The organism is Plantactinospora sp. ZYX-F-223 (assembly GCF_039649625.1).
In the GTDB taxonomy this organism is placed as follows: Bacteria; Actinomycetota; Actinomycetes; order Mycobacteriales; family Micromonosporaceae; genus Plantactinospora.
Genome location: NZ_JBDJAV010000012.1, coordinates 49594 through 72582, shown reverse-complemented (window position 1 = coordinate 72582; position 22989 = coordinate 49594). Strand labels below are relative to the sequence as shown.

Here is a 22989-nt window from a genome sequence, read left to right as displayed (position 1 = left end):
GGAGGGGATCCCCTACGGACAGGCCTGGAAATCGTCACTGCTCCTCTCGATACCCGAGGCGCCGCCGTCGGCGTCCCCTGCCGGCTGGCCAGGCTGACGGGACGGCGGCGTCATAAGCGGGATGGATTCCGGGGCCCAACGGTTCTACCACAGGAACGTGAATATCCGACCGCGCACCGAACGACGACGGTCAGCCGCCGATCACCAGCCGGCGGGCCGTGGACCAGCGTGCCGGATCCGTCACCCGACGGCCATCCACCAGCACCTTCACCCCGGGCAGGTCGGCGGCACCCAGGGTCCGGTACTCGGCGTGGTCGGCCTGCACCACCGCGGCGGTCACCGGCTCACCGGCGTACGCCGGCAGGCCGAGCGCGGTCAGTTCGTCGTTGGTGTACATCGGGTCCGAGACGTACGGCCGGGCACCCCGGCGGCGCAGCGCCTCGACGGTCGGGAAGACGCCGGAGAACGCGGTCTCCTTGACCCCGCCCCGGTAGGCGGCGCCGAGCACCAGCACCTCGACCCCGGTCAGGTCACCGACCGCCGCCGCGAGCAGGTCCACCGCGTACTCCGGCATCGCCGCGTTGGCCTCCCGGGCCGACCGTACGACGGTGGCCGCCGGGTCGTTCCACAGGTACATCCGGGGGTAGATCGGGATGCAGTGCCCGCCGACCGCGATGCCCGGCGAGTGGATGTGGCTGTACGGCTGGGTGTTGCATGCCTCGATGACCTTCATGACATCGACTCCGACGGTGTCGGCGAACCGGGCGAACTGGTTCGCCAGGCCGATGTTGACGTCCCGGTAGGTCGTCTCGGCGAGCTTCGCCAACTCCGACGCCTCGGCCGAGCCCAGGTCCCACACCCCGTTCGGCCGGGCCAGGTCGGGACGGTCGTCGAAGTCCAGCACCGCCTCGTAGAACTCGACGCCGCGCCGGGCCGACGCCTCGTCCACCCCGCCGACCAGCTTCGGGTAGCGGCGCAGGTCGGCGAAGACCCGGCCGGTCAGCACCCGCTCCGGGCTGAACACCAGGGTGAAGTCCTTGCCGACCGTCAGGCCGGAGCCCTCCTCCAGCATCGGGGCCCAGCGGTTGCGGGTGGTGCCGACCGGCAGCGTGGTCTCGTAGCTGACCAGGGTGCCCGGCTTGAGCCCGGCCGCGATGGCCCGGGTCGCGTCGTCCATCCAGCCGAAGTCCGGCACGCCCTCGGCGTCCACGAAGAGCGGCACCACCACGACCACGGCCTCGGACTCGGCGACCGCCGCCGCGGTGTCGGTGGTGGCGGAGAGCCGGCCCGCCGCCACCGCCTCCTTGAGCTTGACGTCGAGGTCGGCCTCGCCCGGGAACGGCACGGCACCGTCGTTGACCAGCTTCACGACCCGCTCGGAGACGTCGGCACCCACCACCGAGTGCCCCTTGTCGGCAAACTGCACGGCGAGCGGCAGTCCGATCTTTCCGAGAGCGACGACGCAGATTTTCATGCCTTCTACTTTCCTCCCTGGGGCAACCTGCGCCGCAGTCGGGCCAGGACCCGACGGGGGGTGACAGGTGCGATGGCGATCACGAGTTGGCCTCGGTGACTCGTTGTCGGGGTGATCACGAAGAACCGCATCCCCCGGCGGAACATCAAGCGTGACACGGTCGGCCGGGTCGGCGCCCGTACCGGCGCGGAGCCGACCCCGCCGAAGGCGGTCAACTGGGACCGGACACCGAGCAGCGAACCGCCCACTCCGGCGCCGGCGAGCAGCAGGCTCGCCCGGAACTGCGCCCGGACGGTACTGCCGGTGCTGTCCCGGCTGGTCTCCAGCGTGATGCCGGTGACGTCGCCCGCGGTCAGCCCGATCGGCCCGGAGGTCAGCGACGCCAGGTCCCGGCGGGGGGTCCGGGCGGTGACGGTCAGCGCCCGCTCACCGTCCTCGCAGGTCTCCCAGGTGATAGCGACCGCCTCCAGCCGGGCGAGCCAGTCGGCGGCGGTGTCCGAGACGTCGAACCAGGCGTCCGGCAGATCCAGCCGGGGGTCCCGGAAACCCGGATATCCGGCGTACCAGCGGTCGCCGTCGACGATCGTCGGCGGAACCCCCTGCTCGGCGTCCTGCCGGATCACCGCGAGAACGTCGTCGACGGTACCGCGCTGGGCAGTGGAGATCCGCAGCCGCGCTTCGATCTCGAGTTTGGCCCGGATCCGGTCGGTGAGGTACTGGTCGGCCAGGTTCCGGATCCCGGCCACCACCTGCTCCTGAGCCGCCCGGTCGACGCCGAGGAAGTCGTCCTCCACCAGCCGGGCGACCTCCCAGCTGAAGTGCCGCACCAGTACGGCGTCCCGCTGCTCGCCCGGCTCGATCAACTTCGCGACGAAGTTCATGATCGCCTCGGCGCAACGGAGCCGCTCCAGGTGCTTCGACCGGTAGGTGATGTTGCGGGCGTTGAGCCGGCGCACCGCGTGGTAGAAGTCGTAGTCGGCCAGTACCGAGATCCGCTTCGCCCGGAAGCACGCCTCCAGGGTGAACGGCTGGTCGCTGCCGACCGGCATGTCCTCCGGATAGCGCAGTTGGTGACGCTCGATCAGCTCGCGGCGGAAGAGCTTGGTGTTCGCCAGCGACCAGGGCAGCGCCGAGTCGAAGAGGTCGATCTCCAGCTCGTTGCTGGCGAAGACCGCCTGGTGGATGTTGCGGCTGTTCACCCCGACGGCCTTGCCGAGCACCACGTCGGAGCCGTACTCGTCGGCCGCCGCCACCAGCCGCTCCAGGGCCTCGTGCCCCAGGTAGTCGTCGGCACCGACGAAGAAGACGTACCGGCCGGTGGCCAGGTCCAGGGCGCGGTTGCTGGGCTGTGCCGGACCGCCCGAGTTCTCCTGGTGGACCACCTTGACGGTCTCCGGATAGAGCCGGGCGAAGCGGTCCAGCTCCCGGCCGCTGCCGTCGGTGGACCCGTCGTCCACCGCGATGACCTCGATCCGGTCCCGGCCGATGCTCTGCCGCACCAGCGAGTTCAGACACTTGGTCAGATAGGGCATGGTGTTGTAGACCGCCACCACCACGCTGACGTCGGGGGTGTTCACCTGACAGATCCCGCGGACCGCTCGCTCACCGCCCGCGCCGGGGTGTATTCCGGCTCGGGAGCGGGCTCCGGCTCCGGCAGCAGCCTCCGGTAGACCTCGTCCAGCACCTTGGCCTGCGCTTCCCAGGTCCACTCGGCCAGCAGGCCCGGCCGGTCGTACGCCGCGCGGTAGCGCTCCCGGTCGGCGAGCACCGCCCGGACCGCCCGCAGGAAGTCGGTCAGGTCCTCGGCCCGGAACACCTCGCCCTGGCCGGTCGAGCGGACCGTCTCGGCCATCGTCTTCACGTCGCTGACCACCAGCGGCAGCCGGGCGTGCGAGTACTCGAAGAACTTGGTGATCAGCGCGATCTCGTGGTTCGGCCAGTGGTGGATCGGGATCACCCCGACGTCCGCCGCCGACAGGAAGGGCACCACCTGCCAGTGCGGCACGTAGGGCAGCACGTGCAGCCGGTCCGCCACCCCCAGCGCCGTGGCCCGGGACACCAGCTCCCGGATGTACGCGCCGTCCGGCTTGTTGACCACCAGGGCGGCGTGCACCCCGGGCAGCTGCGGCAGCGCCTCGACCATGATCTGTAGTCCCCGCCGGGGCGCCGCCGCCCCGCTGTAGACCATCAGCGGGGTCTCCGGCGCGACGCCGCAGATCGCCCGCAGGTCCGGCACGGGGCCGTCCGCCGCCGACGGTGGCTCGACGTCGGGGGCGTTGAGCACCACGGCCGGCAAGCTGGCCAGGCCGTGCTCCTTGCGGAGCAGCTCGGCGAGGCTGGTCGAGACCGTGATCGCGGCGTCGGCGTAGGGAACGTACTCCCGCTCGTGCGCCCGGTGCGCCGGCAACCACCGCGCGTTGTCCTGCCACGGCTGCACCCCGGGGAGGAACTCGTGCGCGTCCCAGACCAGCTTGACCGACCGGCCGGCGGCGGCGGCCCGGGTCTTGGCCCGGGCGCCGACCCCGATCATCCGGAAGTCGTGCGCGTGGATCAGATCCGGCTTCAACTCGTCGACGACCGGGCCGAAGGCCAGCTCGTAGTCCCACAACCCCGGCTCCAGCCGCCGCCAGGCCCGGCCGCCCTGGACGGTCTGCCAGAACCAGGTGTAGAGCCGATCCCACGGGCCGTGCAGCCGGCGACCCTTGCGGGCCCGGGTCAGTTGCCAGTAGCGGAACGAGACCCAGCGGCGCAGCCACTCCGCCGCCATCCGCTCGGTGCGCAGCCGGCGGGCCTGCCGCGGGTCCGGCCGGCCGGACCGGGCCGCCACGGCCAACGCCGCCTCGCGGACCCGGATGTCCGTCTGCCAGGCCTTCACCCAGGCCGCCCGGTTCGCCGCGATCCCGCTCGGCGGGTACGCCAACGGCCAGCGCAACCAGGCCCGCCGGAACTCGTGCCGGCGGCGGGCCAGCGGATCGGGCATCGGCACCAGGCGTACCTCGGCGCGACCGAGCCGCCACGTCTGCGGAGCCCCGACCGGCGCGCGACCGAGCAGCGTCACGTCCCAGCCCGCCTCGGCGGCCGAGCGGGCGACCTTCTGCACCCGGGAGTCACCGTGCACGCCGTTGTCGACCAGCATGACGACCCGCCCGCGTGAGCCCCGACCTCCGGCAGCCCGGTCCACGTCCATGATCTGTGTCTCCGCCTTCCCGCAGTGCGTCCCGCACGGCAAGCCCCAGCGAGTGTACGGCAACCCTCGCAGAGCTCTTGACACGCTTGTACTGTTCGTGCATAGCCGACCGTAAAGGCCCGTTCACCGCGTTTGCGTCCCGGAAACGGGCCTTCCGGCGGCCGGATCGGCTGTCGACCGATTACCCGGAAACGCCGCCGCTGGACGCGGCCGGGCGGGCACCCGGACGATCCGCCAGCAGCCGGGTGTAGACGTCGTCCAGCACCTCGGCCTGCGCCTCCCAGGTCCAGCGTTCCAGCAGGCCGGGCTCGTCGTACGCGGCCCGGTAGCCCTTCGGGTCCGCCAGCACCGCGCGTACCGCCCGGACGTAGTCGGCGACGTCCTCGGCCCGGAACACCTCGCCCTGGCCGGTCCGGCGTACCGTCTCGGCCATCGTCTTGACGTCGCTGACCACGATCGGCAGCCGGGCGTGCGAGTACTCGAAGAACTTGGTGATCAGCGCGATCTCGTGGTTCGGCCAGTGGTGGATCGGGATCACTCCGACGTCCGCCGCCGACAGGAACGCCGACACCTGCGAGAACGGGACGTACGGCAGCACGTGCACCCGTTCGGCGACGCCGAGTTCGGCGGCCCGGGCCAGCAGCCCCTGGATGTACGAGTCGGTGGAGCTGGGCACCACGAAGACGACGTGTGCCCCGTCGAGCTGCGGCAGCCCCTCCACCATCGTGCCGAGCCCGCGCTGTACGGCGGCCCCACCGCTGTACACCAGCAGCGGCACGTCCGGCCCGACACCGCAGAGCGCCCGCAGATCCGGCGCCGGCCCGTCGGCCTCCGCCTCGCCCGGGCCGGGCTGGGCGTGCGGCGCGTTGAGCACCACGTACGGCCGCTGGGTCAGCTTGTGCTCCTTGACGAGCAGGTCGCCGAGGCTCTCCGAGACCGTGATCACCGCGTCCGCGTACCGCCCGTACTCCCGTTCCGCAGCTCGCAGGCCGGGCAGCCACTGTGCGGTGTTGCCGCCCGGGTTGATCCCGGGCAGGAACTCGTGCACGTCCCAGACCAGCTTCACCGGGCGGCCGGCGGCCCTGCCCCGGATCGCGGCGCGGGCACCGACTCCGATCATCCGGAAGTCGTGCGCGTGGATCAGGTCCGGCTTCAACTTGTCGATGGTCGGCCCGAACGCCAGCTCGAAGTCCCAGAGCCGGGGCTCCAGCCGGCGCCAGGCGCGGTCACCCATCCACTTCTGCCAGACGAACGCCTGGGCCCGGTCCCACGGGCCGGTCAGCCGGCGACGCGCCTCCTGGGCCCGGTTCAACTGGCGGTACCGTAGCCCGACCCAGCCGCCGACCAGCTTCGCCGCCAGCTGTTGGGCGCGCAGCGCCGCCTTGCGTACCGGCAGGGCGGCCGGCGGCTTCCCGGAGCGTGCGGCCAGCACCAGCAGGGCCTGCCGGACCCGCAGGTCCGCCTTCCACGCCTTCACCGACTGCTGCCGGAACGCCGCGACCCCGGTGGGCGGGTAACCCAGCGGACCGCGCAACCAGCGACGGCGGAAGTCGTGCGGCCGCTTCGTCAGCGGCGACGACATCGGCAGCAGCCGGACCTCGGCGCCCCCCTCCCGCCAGGTGTGCGGCTGCCGGTCCTTCGAGCGTCCGAGCAGGATCACCTCCCAGCCGGCGTCGGCAGCCGAACGCGCCACCTTCTGCACCCGGGAGTCACCCTTGACGGCGTTGTGGACCAGCATCACCACCCGGCCACGGGCCTCGCCGGACCCGACGCCGTTCGAGACGTGCATGACGCTCCTACCCTCTTCCGCCCCGGCCGACCCGGCCGGGATCACAGTGAGTTCTGTCGAGTATCCGGCGAGCCGTGCCCGGCCGGCGATTCCGCGAAGGCGGCGTAGTCGAGCCCGAACGAGAAGCGCGGCATCTCGCCACCGGCACGCTGGTAGTCGGCCAGCAGACCGGCCGCGTACGGCATCGACGTCGGGTCCGCCACGACGATCAGGTCGAACCGCTCGGCGTCCAGCACCCGGCTCCGGATCAGGTTGCGGGAGCCGTCGCCCCAGCCCCGCCGGAACAGCGGCTGCACCAGCCGGCGGTGCACCGGATCGGCGACCCGGGTCTCGTAGACCCCGGAAGCGCGCTGGGCCCGGCCGCGCAGCGGCCCTCGGCCCACCACCCGGAACAGCTTGCGCGGGCCCCGGTACAACAGGACCTGCTCGACCTTGCCGAGTGGTTGGCTCGACTCCAGCCGCGACAGGTCGACCACCCGGACGCCCTTGGCGAACTTCACCCGCCGCCAGAGCTTCGCCTGGTCTATCAGCACCACCACCCGGCCACCGTCGGCGACGATCTGGGCCGCCTCCGCCGCGACTCCCCGGCCACGGTTCGCGCCGAGCGCGAGAATCAACACCTGCACGGTCACTCCGTCGGATCGGTGGCGGCGGGCGACGACACGGCGGCCGGCGCGGAGGTGTCGGCGTCCGGAAACCAGACCCGCAGATGCGCCCGCGCGACGGCGTCGTACCCGTAGCGGCTCGTCAGCACCGCCCGGGCACGTACCGGATCCACCTGGTCCGGGAACCTGTCGCGGAGCCGCCGGTAGCCGTCGGCGATGGTGTCGGGGTCGTCGGTGACGTCGATCAGCACCCCGGCGGCGTCCTCGATCCCCGCCAGGGTCTCCTCCGGCCCGCCGCACCGGGTCACCAGTACCGGCATGCCGGCCGCGATCCCCTCCACGATGGTCATGCCGAAGGTCTCCAGCCGGCTGGGATGGATCAGGAGATCGTGCTCGCGCATCAGCTCCAGCGCCCGCTCCGGCTCCACCGGCCCGGCGAAGGTGACCGCCTCCGCGACACCGAGCGCCGCCGCCCGGCTGGTCAGGGCGGCCCGCAACCGCCCCTCGCCGACGAAGGTCAGGGTCAGCGCCGGGTCCTCGGCGTGACACTTGGCGAACGCCTCGAGCAGCAGGTTCACGCCCTTGCGTTCGCTCAGCGTCCCGACGTACAGCCAGCGACGCAGCTCGGTGACCGGCTGCTCACGCGGTGCACCGAAGGCCACCGGGTTCGGCATGAAGGTGATCTTGTCGGCGTGGTGCGGGAACGCCTCGACGAGTACCGACCGCACCGCGTTGCCGACCGCGAAGAAGCCGGTGGCGCGGTGGATCACCTCGTCGTACATCGCCCGGGAGTCCGGCTCCGCCAACACCTGGGGCAGGAAGGTCGCGTGCTCGGTGACGAAGACCCGGGCGTCGGGGCGGGCGTTCTCCAGGGCCGTCCAGCCACCGCGCAGACCCACGTGCGCGTGCACCACCGGCGCGTCGATCGGCCGGCCGCCGAGCACGATCCGGAGCGACTCCGCGTGCCGGCGGGCGAACTCCGCGAAAGTCATCCCGACCCGGGTCGGGACCGGCAGGTAGCGCAGCCGGGCCCCGGCCACCGTGCCGGTCTCCCGGACGGCGTGCTGCAACAGCGTCCGGTGCGCCCGCATCACCGCGGCGTCCTGGGCCTCCGAGATCCGGGCCCCCCACGGGTCGACGTGGTAGACGGTGGCCCGGTCCCACGACGACGCCGTCGCCTCGACCATCGCCTGCACGAAGGCGCCGGCGAACGGCACGTGCCTGGTCGGATACCACGGCGTGACCACGGCCACGTCCCGGACAGCGGGCACCCCCACCAGGTTCTCCTTCTCTATTTCCCGGCCGGCGCGCGGGTCGCCGGCGGTCGTGTCTGATTCGGACGGACGCGGGGTCAGACCTGGGCGGTGGAGAGCACGGACGGGGCGCTCGACTCGGCCCCGGCCGCCGGCTCCCGGCCGGGCAACTGCGGCAGCAGCCGGGTGTAGAGCTGGTCGATGATCTCCGCCTGGGCCTCCCAGCTCCACTGCTGCAGCAGGCCGGGGCGGTCGTAGGCGGCACGGTAGCGCTCCGGCTCGGCCAGCACCAGCTTCACCGCCCGGATGAAGTCGGTCAGGTCCTCGGCCCGGAACACCTCGCCCTGTCCGGTCGACCGGACCATCGCGGCCATCGTGCGGACGTCGCTGACCACCAGCGGCAGCCGGGCGTGCGAGTACTCGAAGAACTTGTTGCTGAGCGCGATCTCGTGGTTCGGCAGGTGGTGCAGCGGGCTCACCGCGGCGTCCGCGCCGGAGAGCACCTTCGAGACCTGCCAGTGCGGCACGTACGGCAACAGGTGGACCCGGTCCGCCACGCCCAGTTCCACGGCGCGGGCCCGCAGCTTGTTGGCCGCCCGGTTCGCGCCGAGAGGCTGTACCGACAGCATCGCCACGTGCACGTCCGGCAGGCTCGGCAGCGCGTCGACGATCAGGTCCACCCCGCGCACCGGGGTGATGCCGCCGGAGTAGGCCAGCAGCGGGGTGTCCGGCCCGACGCCGCAGAGTTCGCGCAGGTTCGGTACGGCGACGCCGCGCTCCTCGTCGGCCGGGGCCAGCACCGGCGCGTTGAGTACCACGACCGGCTTCTCCGCCAGCTTGTAGTCCTTGCGCAGCAGCTCGGCGAGGTCGTCCGAGACGGTCATCACCGCGTCCGCGCACGGGGCGTACTCCCGCTCGTAGGCGGACTGCGCCTCGATCCAGCCGGGCGTACGGGGGCGCAGCCCGGGGACGTACTCGTGGGCGTCCCAGACGAATCGCACCGCCCGGCCCTTGGCGCGCGCCCGGGCCACGGCGCGGGCCCCGACGCCGACCATCTTGAAGTCGTGCGCGTGGATGAGGTCGGGCTTCAGCCCGTCGATCACCTTTCCGAAGGCCAACTCCCACTGCCAGAGCGAGGGGTCGAGCCGCCGCCAGCACCGCGCGCCCATGGTGGTGGAGAAGAACCAGATGGCGAAGCGGTTGGCCGCGGAACGGGGGTTGTTGCGCGCCTCCCGCAGCAGCCGGCTCTCCCGGGCCCGGAACCGGACCCAGCGGCTCGCCACCGCGAGGCCGAGCCGGGACAGCAGCAGCCGGGGCTCGGCGAGGAACCCGCCCGGCGGCTTCCGGCCGGCGGCCCGCGCGGCGCGGCGCTCGGCGATCCGGGCCACGATGTCCACCCGCCACGCCTTCATCGCGTCCAGCCGGTAGATCACCTGCTTGCCCGGCGGGTACGCCAGCGGCCGGCGCAGCGAGCGCCCGCGCCGGAACCACGGTTCGAGCGGTTCCGGGGAGACCGGGACGAGGCGTACCTCGGCGTCACCGATTCGCCAGGAATCCGGCCCGGAGTCGCCCTTCTTGCCGATCAGGGTCACGTCCCAGCCGGCCTCGGCCGCCGAGCGGGCGGCCTTCTGCACCCGGGAGTCTCCGTCGACCCCGTTGTCGACCAGCATGACGATCCGACCCCGAGTGCGCCGTGTTCCGGCGGGCCCGTTCAAGTCCATGATGCCTGTCTCTGCCTCTCCCGCAGCGCGACTTCCCGCGAACCCCGGCGAGTGTACGGCAACCCGGCGGGTAATCGTCCCGGGCCTTCTCCGGCATTCGTCGCCATATCGGCCCCCCGCCCCACCTGCTGCGCAACCACCCGGGGCGGCCCCGGCGGGTACGAAGGGGACGGAGAACTCCGGCCGGCGAACCGGGCGAGGCGGGACGGCAAGGCACGGCCGGGAAGTCGCCGGAGGCGGCGTTCCATGACATATTGTATTGCCGCCGGGTGCGGGGTCAGGCGCGCCGGTGACGATCCGGGCCGGCCGTTCTGGCCGGACATCCCCGTCGAGGTCCAGACTTTCCGGGAGACGAGTGGTGAAGGTAGTCAGTGTCGTCGGAGCCCGTCCACAACTGGTCAAGCTGGCACCGATAGCGGCCGCCTTCGCCCGTACCGAGCACGAACACGTCATCGTGCACACCGGTCAGCACTACGACGTCAACCTCTCCGACGTCTTCTTCTCCGGGCTCGGCATTCCCGACCCGGCGGTACACCTCGGCGTCGGTTCCGGTGGCCACGGCGCGCAGACCGGGCGGATCCTGGAGGCCATGGACCCGGTCCTGGCCGCCGAGAACCCGGACTGGGTACTGGTCTACGGGGACACCAACTCGACCCTGGCCGGTGCCGTGTCGGCCGTGAAGCAGCACATCAGGGTGGCCCACCTGGAGGCCGGCCTGCGCTCGTTCAACCGGCGGATGCCGGAGGAGCACAACCGGGTCCTCACCGACCACGCCGCCGACCTGCTGCTGGCCCCGACGGAGGAGGCGCTGCGCCACCTGGCGACCGAGGGGCTCGCCGACCGGGCGGTGCTCACCGGTGACGTGATGGTCGACGTCTGCCTGTCGATCAGGGACGCGATTCTCGCCGGCGAGCGGCCCGCGGTGGAACTGCCCGAGGGCGTCGACCCGGCGGAGCCGTACCTGCTCGCCACGCTGCACCGGGCGGAGAACACCGACGATCCGGCCCGGCTGGCGACGCTGGTCGCGGCCCTGGCCGACCTGCCGATCCCGGTCGTGCTGCTCGCCCATCCCCGGCTGCTGGCCAGGGCCGAGGCGCAGGGCCTGAAGCTGGCCCAGGGTGCGCTCCGGGTCGGCCCGCCGGTCGGCTACGCCGCCATGGTCGCCACGGTCCTCGGTTCGGTCGGTGTGGTGACCGACTCGGGCGGCCTGCAGAAGGAGGCGTACCTGTTGGGCCGCCCCTGCACGACGCTGCGGTCCGAGACCGAATGGCTGGAGACGCTCGACGGCGACTGGAACCGGCTCGTCCCCGATCCGGCGCTGCTCGGCCCGGGCGAGTGGGTGGCGACGGCCACCCGACCGGCCCCCGGAACGCCGCTCGGCACGCCCTTCGGCGACGGACGTGCCGCCGAACGCGTCGTCGAGATCCTCGGACGTCGACTGGGCTGACCGCCCCGGTCCGGCGATTCCGGCGATCGCGCGTCCGGCCGCCGCCGGTCCCGCCGGGCCGGCGGCGCTGGCCTCGACTACCCGCGCGACCCGGTGGTGCGGCGCCGGTCCGGTCGCCGGCACCACCGGGCAGGGCAGGCCGGTACGGTGCTGAGCCTCGGCTCAGGACACGGCGGCGACGTCCGCGGCGGAACCCCGTGAGGTCAGGTGGATCGTGCTGCCGTCCGACGCGGACCGGAGCACCGCGGCGGAGACCTCCACCGTACGCAGGCCCTGGCGGAGGGTGACGATGTCGCTCTCCTTGCCCTCCACCGCGTCGCGGAACCGCTCGTGCTCGACGAGCAGCGGCTCCCGCTTCGGGATCGCGTAGCGCACCATGTCACCCTCGGCGACGCCCCGGAACGCGCGCAGCGCCTCCCACTCGGTGTCGATGGCGCCGTTGGCGTAGAAGGTGAGGTCGGCGGTGAGGGTGTCGGCGACGAAGCAGCCCCGGTCCCCGGTGATCACAGTGGACCGCTCCTTGAGCGGGCTCAACCAGTTGACCAGGTGGTTGACCATCGTGCCGTCGGCGAGCTGACCGACCGCCGCCACCATGTCCTCGTGCAGCCGCCCGCTGCGCGACACCGTGCGGGCCGACACCGAGGTGTATTCCTGCCCGGTGACCCAGCTCGTCAGGTCGATGTCGTGGGTGGCGAGGTCCATCACCACGCCGACGTCGGCGATCCGGTGCGGGAACGGGCCCTGCCGGCGGGTCACCACCTGGTAGACCTCGCCCAGCTCGCCCGCCTCCAACCGGACACGCAGGCTCTGCAACGCCGGGTTGTAGCGCTCGATGTGCCCGACCCCCGCGACGAGTCCGGCCGCCTCGAAGGCGTCCACAAGTCGGGTCGCGGCCTCGACGGACTGGGCGAGCGGCTTCTCGATCAGCGCGCAGACGCCGTTCGCCGCCAGTTCCAGGCCGACCGGCTCGTGCAGCGCGGTCGGGCAGGCCACCACCGCGTAGTCGAGCTTGAGGGCGAGCAGCTCGGAGACGGTGGGCACCACCGGCACCGGCAACGCACCCGTCGGGTCGCCGGCCGGGTCGACGACGCCGACCAGGTCCACACCGTCCAGACCGGACAGTACCCGGGCGTGGTTGCGGCCCATCGCGCCCAGCCCGATCAGGCCCGCGCGCAGCTTCCGCGCCTGGCCGCTCATCGGGTGCCCGCCACGGTGTTCGCGGCGTCGGCGATCCGCTCGAGCTGTGCCTGGGTCAGCGACGGGTGGATCGGCAGCGACACCACCTCGCGGGCGGCCCGCTCGGTCTCCGGCAGGTCCCACGGACCCGGCTTCCCGTCCTCGCCCAGGTACGGCTTGAGCCGGTGGATCGGGGTCGGGTAGTAGACGGCGTTGCCGACGCCCCGCTCGGTCAGGTGCTGCTGGGCGGCGTCGCGGTCACCGGTGACCCGGACCGTGTACTGGTGGTAGACGTGCCGGGCCGCGTCGGCGACCGGCGGCGTGATCATGCCGGTGATCCGGGAGTCGAGGAACTTCGCGTTCGACCGGCGCTGCTCGGTCCACTCCGGGAGCTGCTTGAGCTGTACCCGGCCGATCGCGGCGGCCACGTCGGTCAGCCGCATGTTGGCGCCGACGATCTCGTTGGCGTACCGCTGCTCCATGCCCTGGTTGCGCAGCAGCCGCAGGGTACGGGCCAGCTCCGGGTCGGCGGTGGTGATCATGCCGCCCTCCAGGGCGTGCATGTTCTTGGTCGGGTAGAAGCTGAAGCAGCCGGCGGCGCCGAAGCTGCCCACCGGGATCCCGTTCAGCGCGGCGCCGTGGGCCTGGGCGGCGTCCTCCACGATCGCCAGGCCGTGCTGCTCGGCGATCGGGACCAGCCGGTCCATCGCGGCCGGGTGGCCGTACAGATGGACCGGCATCATCGCCACGGTGCGCGGGGTGATCGCCGCGGCGACGGCGTCCGGGTTCACGCAGAAGCTGTCCGGCTCGATGTCCACGAACACCGGCTCGGCGCCGACCAGCCGGACCGCGTTCGCGCTCGCGGCGAAGGAGAACGACGGCACGATGACCTCGTCACCGGGCCCGATGCCCAGGGCGAGCAGGGCCAGGTGCAGCGCGGACGTGCCGGAGTTGACCGCGACACAGTGCCGGCCCGCCACCAGCTCGGAGAACTCCTCCTCGAACGCGGCCACCTCCGGCCCCTGCACCACCCGGCCGCTGCGGAGCACCCGCACGGCGGCTTCGATCTCGGCTTCTCCGATCACTGGCTTGGCGGGTGGGATCAGGTCTGGGTGCTGCCCAGTCATGGGCATCCTCCTGTCGATGAGGGATTCGCGTTCGGCATGCGATGCTAGCTCTTTGCGCGGTACGTCGATCGGGTGGTGCGCGGTGGTCCGGGCTGGCGGTGGCGCCGGTCACCTGTCGGGGTCGGGGGGGGTGGCCGGTGCGGTCGTCCGGGGACACCGGTCGGGTAGGGGCGGAACCTCAGGTGCTCCCTCCCGCGACGACGGCGTCGTCCGCGCCGAGGGCGCTGGCGATCGCGGCGACCATTCGTCGCAGGTAGTCCTCCTGGATGGGGGTGCGGGCCACGGCGAGCCGCCAGTAGAGCGGGCCGATGATCAGGTCGATCGCGACGTCCGGATCGGCGCCCGCCGGTAGCTCACCCCGGTCGACCGCCCGGCCGATCAACAGTATGCCGACGTCCCGCTGGTTGGCGTGCAGGGCCTCCTGGAGCGTCTGCGCGATCTGTGGGTTGCGGGACGCCTCGGCGAGGAGATCCGGGATGATCTGCGAGGCCAGCGGATGTCGCAGCGCCCTGGCCACGATCCGCAGCAGCACGTCGAGATCTCCCTTTAGGCTCCCGGTGTCCGGTAGCGGTAGGCTCTGCCCCGCGACCCGGGAGACGATCTCCAGCACCATTTCCAGCTTCGAGTTCCAGCGGCGATAGATCGCCGTCTTGCCGACGCCGGCCCGACGCGCGACTCCCTCTATCGAGAGGCGCCCATAGCCGACCGCGGCGAGTTCCTGCATCACCGCCTGGCGGATGGCGACGGTGATCTCCCCTCGGAGTACCGCCGCTCCCGCCGGAGCACGCCGGTTGTCAGTCGCCACGCCGGCCAATATAGCGCGGCGACGGTACGGTTGCGTCCCGACGTACGATGGACTACCTTCTTGGCCGAAGCGACGACCGCACGGCGTTCGATCGTTCCGGCCACGGTCACCCCTGTCGCGCGTTTTTCAAGCCCGAATAGATCGGAGCGCCTTGCTATGGCCACTACGGCGGTAGCCGATCCTGATTCAGGACTGACCGGAGCCCAGCTCGCCGCCCGGTACGGACTGACCCTCGCCGGCGAAAGACCCGGCCTCGTCAGCTACATCCGGCAGTTGTGGTCCTATCGGCACTTCATCGCCGCCTACGCCAACGCCAAGGTGGCGGCGTCGTTCAGCACCGCCCGGCTGGGTCGGCTCTGGCAGGTCCTCACCCCGCTGACCAACGCCGCCGTCTACTACCTGATCTTCGGGGTGGTGCTGGGCACCAGCAGGGACGTGCAGAACTTCATCGCCTACCTCTGCACCGGACTGTTCGTGTTCATCTTCACACAGTCCGTGGTGAGCTCCGGGGTCTCGGCGATCACCGGCAACCTCGGCCTGATCAGGGCACTGCACTTCCCCCGGGCCTGCCTGCCGATCGCGATCACACTGACCCAGTTCCAGCAGCTCCTCGCGTCCATCGTCGTGCTGGCCGCCATCGTGTTGGTCGACGGCGAACCGCTGACCTTCGAATGGCTGCTGGTCGTGCCGGCGGTGGTCCTACAGTCGATCTTCAACGCCGGTTTGGCGATGGCGATGGCCCGGCTCGGCTCGAAGATCACCGACGTGAAGCAGATCGTCCCGTTCGTGATGCGCACCTGGATGTACGGCTCGGGCGTGCTCTACAGCGTTGCCTACTTCGAGAAGCACCTGCCGGAGGCGGTGGCCTGGCTGGTCCAGCTCAACCCGCTGCTGGTCTACATCGAGCTGATGCGGCACTCACTGATGGAGACGGCACCGGTCACCGCGCCGGCGACCCAGAGCTGGCTCCTCGCCGTCGGCTGGGCGGTCGTCGCCGGTGTCCTCGGATTCGTCTACTTCTGGCGGGGCGAAAGGGAGTATGGCCGTGGCTGAGTCAACGAACGTGCGGATCGACGCTTCGGCGTCCACCGCCGCCGACGGTTCCCGGATTCCCACCGTCGTCGTCGACGACGTACACGTGACCTACCGGGTGTACGGCGCCGGCGCGGGCGGCAGCGGCAATCCGGTCGCCGCACTGAAGCGGATGGTGACCGGCGGCAAGCCCGCCGCGATCCGCGAAGTGCACGCGGTCAAGGGCGTCAGCTTCACCGCGTACCGGGGAGAGGCCATCGGGCTGCTCGGCAGCAACGGCTCCGGCAAGTCGACCATGCTGCGGGCGATCGCCGGGCTGCTGCCCACCAGCCGGGGTGCGATCTACACCCAGGGCCAGCCCTCGCTGCTCGGGGTGAACGCGGCCCTGCTCAACGACCTCTCCGGGGAACGCAACGTCATGCTCGGCTGCTTGGCGATGGGTATGACCCCGGCCCAGGTGCGCGAACTCACCCCGGGAATCATCACGTTCTCCGGCATCAACGAGCGCGGTGACTTCGCCTCGCTGCCCATGCGGACGTACTCGTCCGGAATGGCCGCCCGGCTCCGGTTCTCCATCGCCGCCGCGAAGAAGCACGACGTACTGCTGATCGACGAGGCGCTCGCCACCGGTGACGCGCGGTTCCGGCGGCGCAGCGAGCGGCGGGTCCGGGAACTGCGCGCCGGGGCCGGCACGGTGTTCCTGGTGAGCCACAGCATCGGCTCGATCCGGGACACCTGTGAACGGTCGATCTGGCTGGAGTCAGGGCTGATCCGGGCGGACGGGCCGACCGCCGATGTGATCGCCGAGTACGAGAGCTTCATGAACCAGAAGTGACGCCCGGACCGTTCCGGGCGGCGATCGTCCGGCTCGCGCGAGTTACCCGGGCCGACCGCCCGCGCGCTAGGGTCCTAGAGGTCGTCGGCTCCGGTCGACCTCCCACCGGCCGGCCCGGAGGTCGACCGGTGGGACGGGTGGGGTGGCGGACGGTGACCGGTCCCGGCGGGCTGCGGTCAGCGCGCACCAGCCGGACGGCGACCGCTCCGGAGGTATCGGCATTCGACAGTTCCAGTCAGTGAGGATCGGCAATGGCACCTGACCCGGCGACGAAGCCGGACGCCGGCCCGGCCGTAGGCCCTCGCCCCGACGTCCGGGCGCCCTGGCGCCCGACCCGGACCGTGGCGGTGGTGCTGGCCGGGGGCACCGGGACCCGGGTCGGACTCGGCATTCCCAAGCAGCTCCTCAAGATCGCCGGCAAGCCGATCCTCGAACACACCATCACGGTCTTCGAGTCCGCGCCCGAGATCGACGAGATCATCGTGCTGATGGCACCCGGTTTCCTGGGCGAGGCGCGGCAGATCGTGGACAAGGCCCGCTTCCGCAAGGTCAGTCAGGTGATCGAGGGCGGTGACACCCGCAACGCCACCACCCGGCTGGCGCTGGCCGCGATCGGGCCGGACGACTGCAACGTCCTCTTCCACGACGCGGTCCGGCCGCTGCTGAGCCCCCGGATCGTCCGGGAGTGCGTCAACGCGCTCTGGACGCACTCCGCCGTCGACGTGGCGATCCCGTCCGCCGACACGATCATCCAGGTGGACGACGACGACTGCATCACCGACATCCCGGTACGGTCCCGGCTGCGCCGGGGGCAGACGCCGCAGGCGTTCCGGTCCAGCACCATCCGGGCCGCGTACGCGCTGGCCGCGCAGGACCCGGAGTTCAGCGCCACCGACGACTGCGGGGTGGTACTGCGCTACCTGCCCGAGGTGCCGATCAAGGTCATCGAGGGCTCGGACGAGAACATCAAGGTGACCCACCCGGTCGACGTACACCTGGCGGACAAGCTCTTCCAGCTCGCCGCCGCCCAGGCGCCCCGGCTGCGCGACGAGCGGGCGTACGTCGAGGAGTTGAGCGGCCGCACGGTGGTGGTCTTCGGCGGCAGCCACGGCATCGGAGCGCGGCTGGCCGAGGTCGCCCGGAGCTACGGCGCGGACGTGTTCCCGGTCAGCCGGTCGAGCACCGGCACCCACGTGGAGCGGGGCGAGGACGTCGCCGCCGCGTTGCGTGGCGCGTTCGAGGCGACGGGCCGGATCGACCACGTGGTGGTGACCGCCGGGGTGCTCCGGATGGGTGCGCTCGCCGAGATGGACGAGGCGACCATCGCGCACATGCTCCAGGTCAACCTGGTCGCCCCGGTGGACATCGCCCGGCAGGCGCTGCCCTACCTGCGGCAGACCCGGGGCCAACTGCTGCTCTACACCTCCAGCTCCTACACCCGGGGCCGGGCCCGGTACGCCCTCTACTCCGCCACCAAGGCCGCCGTGGTCAACCTCACCCAGGCGCTCGCGGACGAGTGGTCCGAGTTCGGCGTACGGGTGAACTGCGTCAACCCGGAGCGGACCGCGACCCCGATGCGGACCCGGGCGTTCGGGGAGGAGCCGGAGCACACCCTGCTGGCGGCCGACACGGTGGCCCGGGTCTCACTGGACGTGCTGCTCTCCGGGCTGACCGGCCAGGTGGTCGACGTCCGCCGCTCCCCCGGCGACCCGGCCGCCGAGCCCACCACCGGCCAGCCCACCGAGCCGAACGGGCAGCCGGGCAAGCGGAACGGCACCGCTCCGGACGGGCAGCCGGGCGAGCCGAGCGGCACCGCTCCGGACGGTTCGGGCCAGGACCCCGGGCTCGGCCGGATCGGCCGGCAACGCTCCACCGAACTGGTGCCGCCGCCCCGGGTCGGCACCGCCTAGCCCGGCCCCGCACGTCGGGGCACCATCCGGCGATCCGCCTCACGGAAGGAAGCGCATGCGTGGCGATCTGGTCAGGAAACTGACCGTCCGGTGTCTGAGTGCCGGCCTGGCCGTGCTGTCCTTCCTGGTCCTCGCCCTCACCTCGGCCGAGCTGCCGGGCCTCGCCCTGGCGGTGGCCGGTGCGGGCGCGGTCTGGCTGGAGCGCCGGATCAACCCGCGCGCCGACCTGGTCGCCGAGCCGGTTCTGCTGATCGCCGGGGTCCTGGTCGGATACGCCCACCAGGTGCCGGAGGCCCGGCTGAACTGGGTGGCGCTGGCGCTCACCGGAGCGGCTCTGCTCGGGCTGACCCTGGCCGAGCGGCCGCTGCGGGACGCCGCCGAGCTGGAGGTCCGCTCGGCCAACCTCGGCGTACGGTCGTCGCCACTGCTGGTCGCCGACCGGCTCGGCCCGGCGGTGCTGGTCCTACTGGTCGCACTCGCCGGCAGCGCGGCGCTGACCCTGCCGGTCTGGCCCGTCCTGGTGCTCACCGTGCTGGTCGGCGCGGCCGCCGCGATCGGTGCGGTCGGGCCGATCGCGCTGCGCCGGCTGCGGCCCTCCGGCGGGCAGAGTGCGGTCACCCAGGCGCTCCGCCGGCACCGGCCGGAGTTCCTGCTCTACTTCTCCGCGCCGCCCGGCTCGGAATACCAGGTCATGATGTGGCTGCCGTACCTGGAGCGGATCGGCCGGCCGTTCATGGTGCTGCTGCGGGAGCCGAACTTCCTGCCGACGATCTCGGCCGCGACCACGGCGCCGGTGGTGGTCTGCCCGACGCCGCGCTCGATCGACGAGGCGATCGTGCCGAGTCTGCGGGTGGCGTTCTACGTCAACCACGGCGCCAAGAACAGCCACTGCATCCGGTTCGCGCACCTCACGCACATCCAGTTGCACCACGGCGACAGCGACAAGGCGCCGAGCGCCAACCCGGTCTCCGCGATCTTCGACCGGATCTTCGTGGCCGGACAGGCGGCGATCGACCGGTACGCCCGCAACGGCGTGACGATTCCCCGGGAGAAGTTCGCCATCGTCGGCCGGCCACAGGTGGAGTCGATCGCGGTCAGTCGGGAGCCGATCCGGGACCGGGCCGACAAGGTGGTGCTCTACACGCCGACCTGGACCGGGCACAACGCCGACGTCGACCACTGCTCGCTGCCGGTCGGCGAGACCCTGGTCCGCCGGCTGCTGGACCGGGGCGTGACGGTGATCCTGCGGGCCCACCCCTACACCTCGCAGAATCCCGCGTCGGCCCGGCAGCTCGCCCGGATCGAGCAGCTCCTCGCCGAGCACCGGGCCAGCACGGGACGGCGGCACGTCTTCGGCGCCGAGGCGGCGAAGAAGATGAGCCTGGTCGACTGCGTCAACGCCTCCGACGCGCTGGTCTCGGACGTCTCTGCGGTGATCTCCGACTACCTCTACTCCGGCAAGCCGTACGCGGTCACCGACCGGGTCGGCGAGGGTGACCGGTTCGTCGCGGGGTTCCCGCTGGCCGGCTCGGGCTACGTGCTGGACTCGCAGATGTCCAATCTGGACGACGTACTGGACCGGCTGCTGGACAGCGATCCGCTGGCCGAGACCCGGTGGCGGACCCGTACCCGCTATCTCGGCGACTTCCCGGAGCAGCGGTACGCCGACGGGTTCCTCGACGAGGCCCGCCGGCAGTTGGACGGCGCCGCCACGCGGTCCGTGCCGTCGCCGCGCCCCGCGCCGGTCTCCTGAGCACGGTCGGCGGCTGTGCCATGATGCGCCGGTGACGATGATCAGGACCAGCCACGACCGGAACGAGTTGGCCGGCCTGCTGCGCCGCGACCCCCACCTGCACGCGTACGAACTCGGCGACCTCGACGACTTCTACTGGCCGTACACCACCTGGTACCGGCGCGACGATGCGGTGGCGCTGCTCTACCAGGGTGGACCCACTCCGGTGCTGCTGGCGCTGCACCGCTCTCCGGCGGTGCTCACCGAACTGCTCACCGGCCTCCTCCCGCTGCTGCCCCGGCACTTCGAGGCGCACCTCTCCCCCGGTGGCGCGGCGGTGCTGGCCCGGGAGTACCCGGTCAGGTCGCGCGGGGCGCACCTGAAGATGGCGCTCACCGACCCGGACCGGCTGGCCCGGGTGGCGCCCGGCGGCGAGGTGCTCACCGAGGCCGACGTACCGGAACTGACCGCGTTCTACCGGGCGGCGTATCCGGGCAACTGGTTCGACCCCCGGATGGTCGAGACCGGCCACTACGTGGGGATGCGCCGGGGCGGCGAACTGGTCGCCGTCGCCGGGGTGCACGTCTGGTCGCCGCGATACCGGGTCGGCGCGCTGGGCAACGTGGCGACGGCTCCGGCGTACCGGGGGCAGGGGCTGGCCAGCACGGTGGTGGCGACGCTCTGCCGGCGGCTGCTGGAGACCGTCGACACGGTGGCGCTGAACGTCGTCGCGGAGAACACCGCCGCGTACAAGCTGTACGACCGGCTCGGCTTCACCCCGGTCGCCGAGTACACCGAGTACGTCGTCGGCGAGCGGGCACCCGCACCCGGCGCGGACGACCGTCCTCTTTGAACCAGGTCACCACCACGTCCTCCGGGGAGGCGCCGCACCGGCCCGAACCGGTCCGACCCTTGTCAACGGTCGGCACCCCGGGCACCATGTCAACGTTCTCGAAAGCCGCCAGTCCGCCAGGCGTGGCGGACCTGCTCTCCGCCCGGTCCGTACGCCTGCCGTCCACCCCTTGCTTTCGCCAGCCGATCTGTCGCCGAGGAGGCGCCGGTGCTTGAGGAGTTCATGGGCATTCCCGCCCACCCCTTCCTGGTCCATGCCGCGGTGGTGTTCGTGCCACTGCTCGCGTTGGCCGCGGTCGGGTACGCGTTCGTTCCGTTCGTCCGACCGCACCTGCGCTGGGTGCTGGGACTGCTCGCGGTCGCCACCCCGCTGGCCGCGCTGATGGCCAAGCTCTCCGGTGACCGGTTCCTCGCCCGGCTGGAGTCCCGTAACCGGGTCAGCCCGGAGTACGTGCCGCGGCTGGCGGAGCACCAGGACCTCGGCACCAACACCCTGTACGCGACGATCGCGCTCGGGGTGCTGACCCTCGCGCTGGTCTTCCTGGTCAAGCCACGGGCCACCGCCGCACCGGTGACCGCCGGGACCGAGGGGAGCGGCGGGGACGGCCCGGCCGCCGCTGCTGCCAAGGGGTCGCCGGTGCTGACCCTGGTGCTCGGGGTGCTGTCCCTGGCGGCAGCCGGGATCACCCTGTACTACGTGTTCCGCACCGGCGACACGGGCGCCCAGGCGGTGTGGCAGGGCCAGTGATTCCCGCCTGAGCACGGGCACGCACGGCCGACGACACGACGACGCCGGCCCGCTCCACACCCCCGGTCGGCACGGGTCGTCCGGGTGGGTGGGTCGGGCCGGCGTCTCGTCGGGCCGGCGTCTCGTCGGGCCGGCGTCTCGTCGGGCCGGCGTCTCGTCGGTGCTACCGGCGGGCGGGGCGGGTCAGGACGAGTAGCCCCGGGTGGCCGCCCAGTTCGCCAGGTCGATGGTGGTCATCCAGTAGTTGCTGTCCTCGCCCGGGATGGCCGGGTCGGCGATCTTCACCGTACGGCCGTCGTCGCGGTAGCCGACCACGGTCAGGTAGTGCCCGCCGGGGTAGCTGTGCCAGCCGCCGTCGAGGTCGGTTGCCGAGCCGGCGATGTTGACGACCACGGCGTACCCGCTGGTGACGGCGTGCACGACGTCCGCCTGGAGCCGGTCCATCTGCGCCGGGGTGGCCGCACCGCCGGGGATGGCGGTGGTGCGGTAGAAGTCGGTCCCGGTGATCTTGTTGAGCACCCGGGTGGTGTCCTCGGCCGAGTTGGTGCCGCTCATCGTGGTGCCGAGGTCGGCGGCGACGGCGTCCTGGCTCGGCTGCTTGTCCCGGACGGTCAGCGCGATCCGGGTGGCGGCCGGGCCGCAGTACCAGCCGTTGATCTGGGCCTGGAACTGGTAGTCCAGCAGCTTCGACTCCGGCGGCGCCGGTGGCTTGCTCGGGGTGCTGGCCGGGGCCGCCTTCGCCGCCTTGGTGGCCGGCGCGGTGGTCGCCGGCTGCGCCGGGGTCGCCGGGGCGGTCGTCTCCGGCGCGGTGGTCTCCGGGGCGGTGGTGACAGCCGCTCCGGCCTGCCCCGCCGCCGGGATGCCGAGTTCGGCGACGGCGACGGCCGAGGTCTCCGGGGCCTCGGCCGAGCCGGTCGAGGTCAGGACGACCCCGGTGGACGCGGCAGCGGCGAGCACCGCGGCCGAGGCGAGCGCGAGCCGGTTGCGCCGGCCCGACATGGCGGTCCGGAACCGCCCGTTAATTGCGTGCTTCAACGTTATCCTCCAGGGGAAATGCGCGTCACCGCTACCGGGGGGCAAGGAATGACGCGGCGTTTCAGTCGCTGCCGGAATGTGACGCGAAATCGCACGGAATCGCACGGGACGAAATCGTCCGGGAGAGGCCCGCCGACGCATTCGGCGGAACGGGCCGACGGTACGGACGGACCGCCGGTTGCGCCGGCCGGTGGGAGCGCCGCTATCGGCGTACCGGCGGAATCAGCGCCACCACGATCCGTCGCGACCGGCCGGCGGCCT

At 72.1% G+C, this 22989-nt stretch carries 17 protein-coding genes and 1 pseudogene; 7 read left to right on the top strand and 11 right to left on the bottom strand.

Annotated elements, in window-relative coordinates; translation table 11 throughout:
- Positions 1 to 190: 190 nt before the first annotated feature.
- From AAH979_RS14370 to AAH979_RS14340, 7 genes are all read right to left on the bottom strand, one after another.
- Entirely contained in the window at positions 191 to 1474 is a 1284-nt protein-coding gene (locus tag AAH979_RS14370) for a nucleotide sugar dehydrogenase (protein WP_346258583.1), read from the bottom strand.
- A 5-nt stretch (positions 1475 to 1479) separates the two neighbouring features.
- Positions 1480 to 3051 carry a glycosyltransferase gene (locus tag AAH979_RS14365; RefSeq protein ID WP_346258582.1) on the bottom strand — a complete coding sequence of 524 codons (1572 nt, stop codon included), beginning with the start codon at positions 3049 to 3051 and terminating at the stop codon, positions 1480 to 1482.
- Positions 3048 to 4610 (bottom strand): glycosyltransferase family 4 protein, encoded by a 1563-nt coding sequence (locus AAH979_RS14360; protein WP_346258682.1) that lies wholly within the window; start codon positions 4608 to 4610, stop codon positions 3048 to 3050. Before AAH979_RS14360 ends, AAH979_RS14365 begins: the two co-directional genes overlap by 4 nt.
- Before the next feature lie 232 nt (positions 4611 to 4842).
- Entirely contained in the window at positions 4843 to 6399 is a 1557-nt protein-coding gene (locus tag AAH979_RS14355; RefSeq protein WP_346258681.1) for a glycosyltransferase, read from the bottom strand.
- Positions 6400 to 6491: 92 nt separating this feature from the next.
- Entirely contained in the window at positions 6492 to 7076 is a 585-nt protein-coding gene (locus AAH979_RS14350) for a hypothetical protein (protein ID WP_346258581.1), read from the bottom strand.
- Between the two features lie 2 nt (positions 7077 to 7078).
- The gene (locus tag AAH979_RS14345; RefSeq protein WP_346258580.1) at positions 7079 to 8332 is read right to left on the bottom strand and encodes a glycosyltransferase family 4 protein; all 1254 of its coding nucleotides are present in this window, start codon (positions 8330 to 8332) and stop codon (positions 7079 to 7081) included.
- Positions 8333 to 8406: 74 nt separating this feature from the next.
- Complete coding sequence (locus AAH979_RS14340) at positions 8407 to 9978, bottom strand: glycosyltransferase family 4 protein (RefSeq protein ID WP_346258579.1); 1572 nt, start codon at positions 9976 to 9978, stop codon at positions 8407 to 8409.
- A 409-nt stretch (positions 9979 to 10387) separates the two neighbouring features.
- On the opposite strand from AAH979_RS14340, the gene wecB reads away from it, so the two are divergent.
- Positions 10388 to 11476, top strand: coding sequence for a UDP-N-acetylglucosamine 2-epimerase (non-hydrolyzing) (gene wecB, locus AAH979_RS14335; protein ID WP_346258578.1), 1089 nt, complete (start codon positions 10388 to 10390; stop codon positions 11474 to 11476).
- A 162-nt stretch (positions 11477 to 11638) separates the two neighbouring features.
- Here wecB and AAH979_RS14330 read toward each other — a convergent pair whose 3' ends face one another.
- From AAH979_RS14330 to AAH979_RS14320, 3 genes are all read right to left on the bottom strand, one after another.
- Complete coding sequence (locus AAH979_RS14330) at positions 11639 to 12673, bottom strand: Gfo/Idh/MocA family oxidoreductase (RefSeq protein WP_346258577.1); 1035 nt, start codon at positions 12671 to 12673, stop codon at positions 11639 to 11641.
- Positions 12670 to 13779, bottom strand: a complete 1110-nt coding sequence (locus AAH979_RS14325) for a DegT/DnrJ/EryC1/StrS family aminotransferase (RefSeq protein WP_346258576.1) — start codon at positions 13777 to 13779, stop codon at positions 12670 to 12672. Before AAH979_RS14325 ends, AAH979_RS14330 begins: the two co-directional genes overlap by 4 nt.
- Positions 13780 to 13957: 178 nt before the next feature.
- Entirely contained in the window at positions 13958 to 14584 is a 627-nt protein-coding gene (locus AAH979_RS14320) for a TetR/AcrR family transcriptional regulator (protein WP_346258575.1), read from the bottom strand.
- Positions 14585 to 14740: 156 nt separating this feature from the next.
- Between AAH979_RS14320 and AAH979_RS14315 the strand changes: the two genes are divergently transcribed.
- The 6 genes and pseudogenes from AAH979_RS14315 to AAH979_RS14290 all read left to right on the top strand — a co-directional run bounded on the left by AAH979_RS14315 (position 14741) and on the right by AAH979_RS14290 (position 21693).
- A complete protein-coding gene (locus tag AAH979_RS14315) occupies positions 14741 to 15637 on the top strand; it encodes an ABC transporter permease (RefSeq protein WP_346258574.1) in 897 nt (298 codons plus the stop codon).
- Positions 15630 to 16451, top strand: a complete 822-nt coding sequence (locus AAH979_RS14310) for an ABC transporter ATP-binding protein (protein WP_346258573.1) — start codon at positions 15630 to 15632, stop codon at positions 16449 to 16451. Before AAH979_RS14315 ends, AAH979_RS14310 begins: the two co-directional genes overlap by 8 nt.
- 251 nt (positions 16452 to 16702) lie before the next feature.
- Positions 16703 to 18148, top strand: a pseudogene (locus tag AAH979_RS14305) (bifunctional cytidylyltransferase/SDR family oxidoreductase); the annotation flags it as partial.
- Positions 18149 to 18416: 268 nt separating this feature from the next.
- Positions 18417 to 20114, top strand: coding sequence for a CDP-glycerol glycerophosphotransferase family protein (locus tag AAH979_RS14300; protein WP_346258572.1), 1698 nt, complete (start codon positions 18417 to 18419; stop codon positions 20112 to 20114).
- 37 nt (positions 20115 to 20151) lie between these two features.
- Positions 20152 to 20946, top strand: a complete 795-nt coding sequence (locus AAH979_RS14295) for a GNAT family N-acetyltransferase (RefSeq protein WP_346258680.1) — start codon at positions 20152 to 20154, stop codon at positions 20944 to 20946.
- Positions 20947 to 21153: 207 nt separating this feature from the next.
- The gene (locus tag AAH979_RS14290; RefSeq protein ID WP_346258571.1) at positions 21154 to 21693 is read left to right on the top strand and encodes a hypothetical protein; all 540 of its coding nucleotides are present in this window, start codon (positions 21154 to 21156) and stop codon (positions 21691 to 21693) included.
- A 183-nt stretch (positions 21694 to 21876) separates the two neighbouring features.
- Here the strand turns inward: AAH979_RS14290 and AAH979_RS14285 are convergent, their stop codons facing one another.
- Positions 21877 to 22728 carry a C39 family peptidase gene (locus tag AAH979_RS14285; RefSeq protein WP_346258570.1) on the bottom strand — a complete coding sequence of 284 codons (852 nt, stop codon included), beginning with the start codon at positions 22726 to 22728 and terminating at the stop codon, positions 21877 to 21879.
- Positions 22729 to 22989 lie beyond the last annotated feature (261 nt).

What these genes read in the sequence shown, in the direction of transcription:
- AAH979_RS14315 (WP_346258574.1), top strand. Translation starts at nt 14,741, where the DNA reads ATGGCCACTACGGCGGTAGCCGATCCTGATTCAGGACTGACCGGAGCC.
- AAH979_RS14355 (WP_346258681.1), bottom strand. Translation starts at nt 6,399, where the DNA reads ATGCTGGTCCACAACGCCGTCAAGGGTGACTCCCGGGTGCAGAAGGTG.
- AAH979_RS14360 (WP_346258682.1), bottom strand. Translation starts at nt 4,610, where the DNA reads ATGCTGGTCGACAACGGCGTGCACGGTGACTCCCGGGTGCAGAAGGTC.
- AAH979_RS14340 (WP_346258579.1), bottom strand. Translation starts at nt 9,978, where the DNA reads ATGCTGGTCGACAACGGGGTCGACGGAGACTCCCGGGTGCAGAAGGCC.
- AAH979_RS14325 (WP_346258576.1), bottom strand. Translation starts at nt 13,779, where the DNA reads ATGACTGGGCAGCACCCAGACCTGATCCCACCCGCCAAGCCAGTGATC.
- AAH979_RS14330 (WP_346258577.1), bottom strand. Translation starts at nt 12,673, where the DNA reads ATGAGCGGCCAGGCGCGGAAGCTGCGCGCGGGCCTGATCGGGCTGGGC.
- AAH979_RS14370 (WP_346258583.1), bottom strand. Translation starts at nt 1,474, where the DNA reads ATGAAAATCTGCGTCGTCGCTCTCGGAAAGATCGGACTGCCGCTCGCC.
- AAH979_RS14295 (WP_346258680.1), top strand. Translation starts at nt 20,152, where the DNA reads ATGATCAGGACCAGCCACGACCGGAACGAGTTGGCCGGCCTGCTGCGC.
- AAH979_RS14300 (WP_346258572.1), top strand. Translation starts at nt 18,417, where the DNA reads ATGCGTGGCGATCTGGTCAGGAAACTGACCGTCCGGTGTCTGAGTGCC.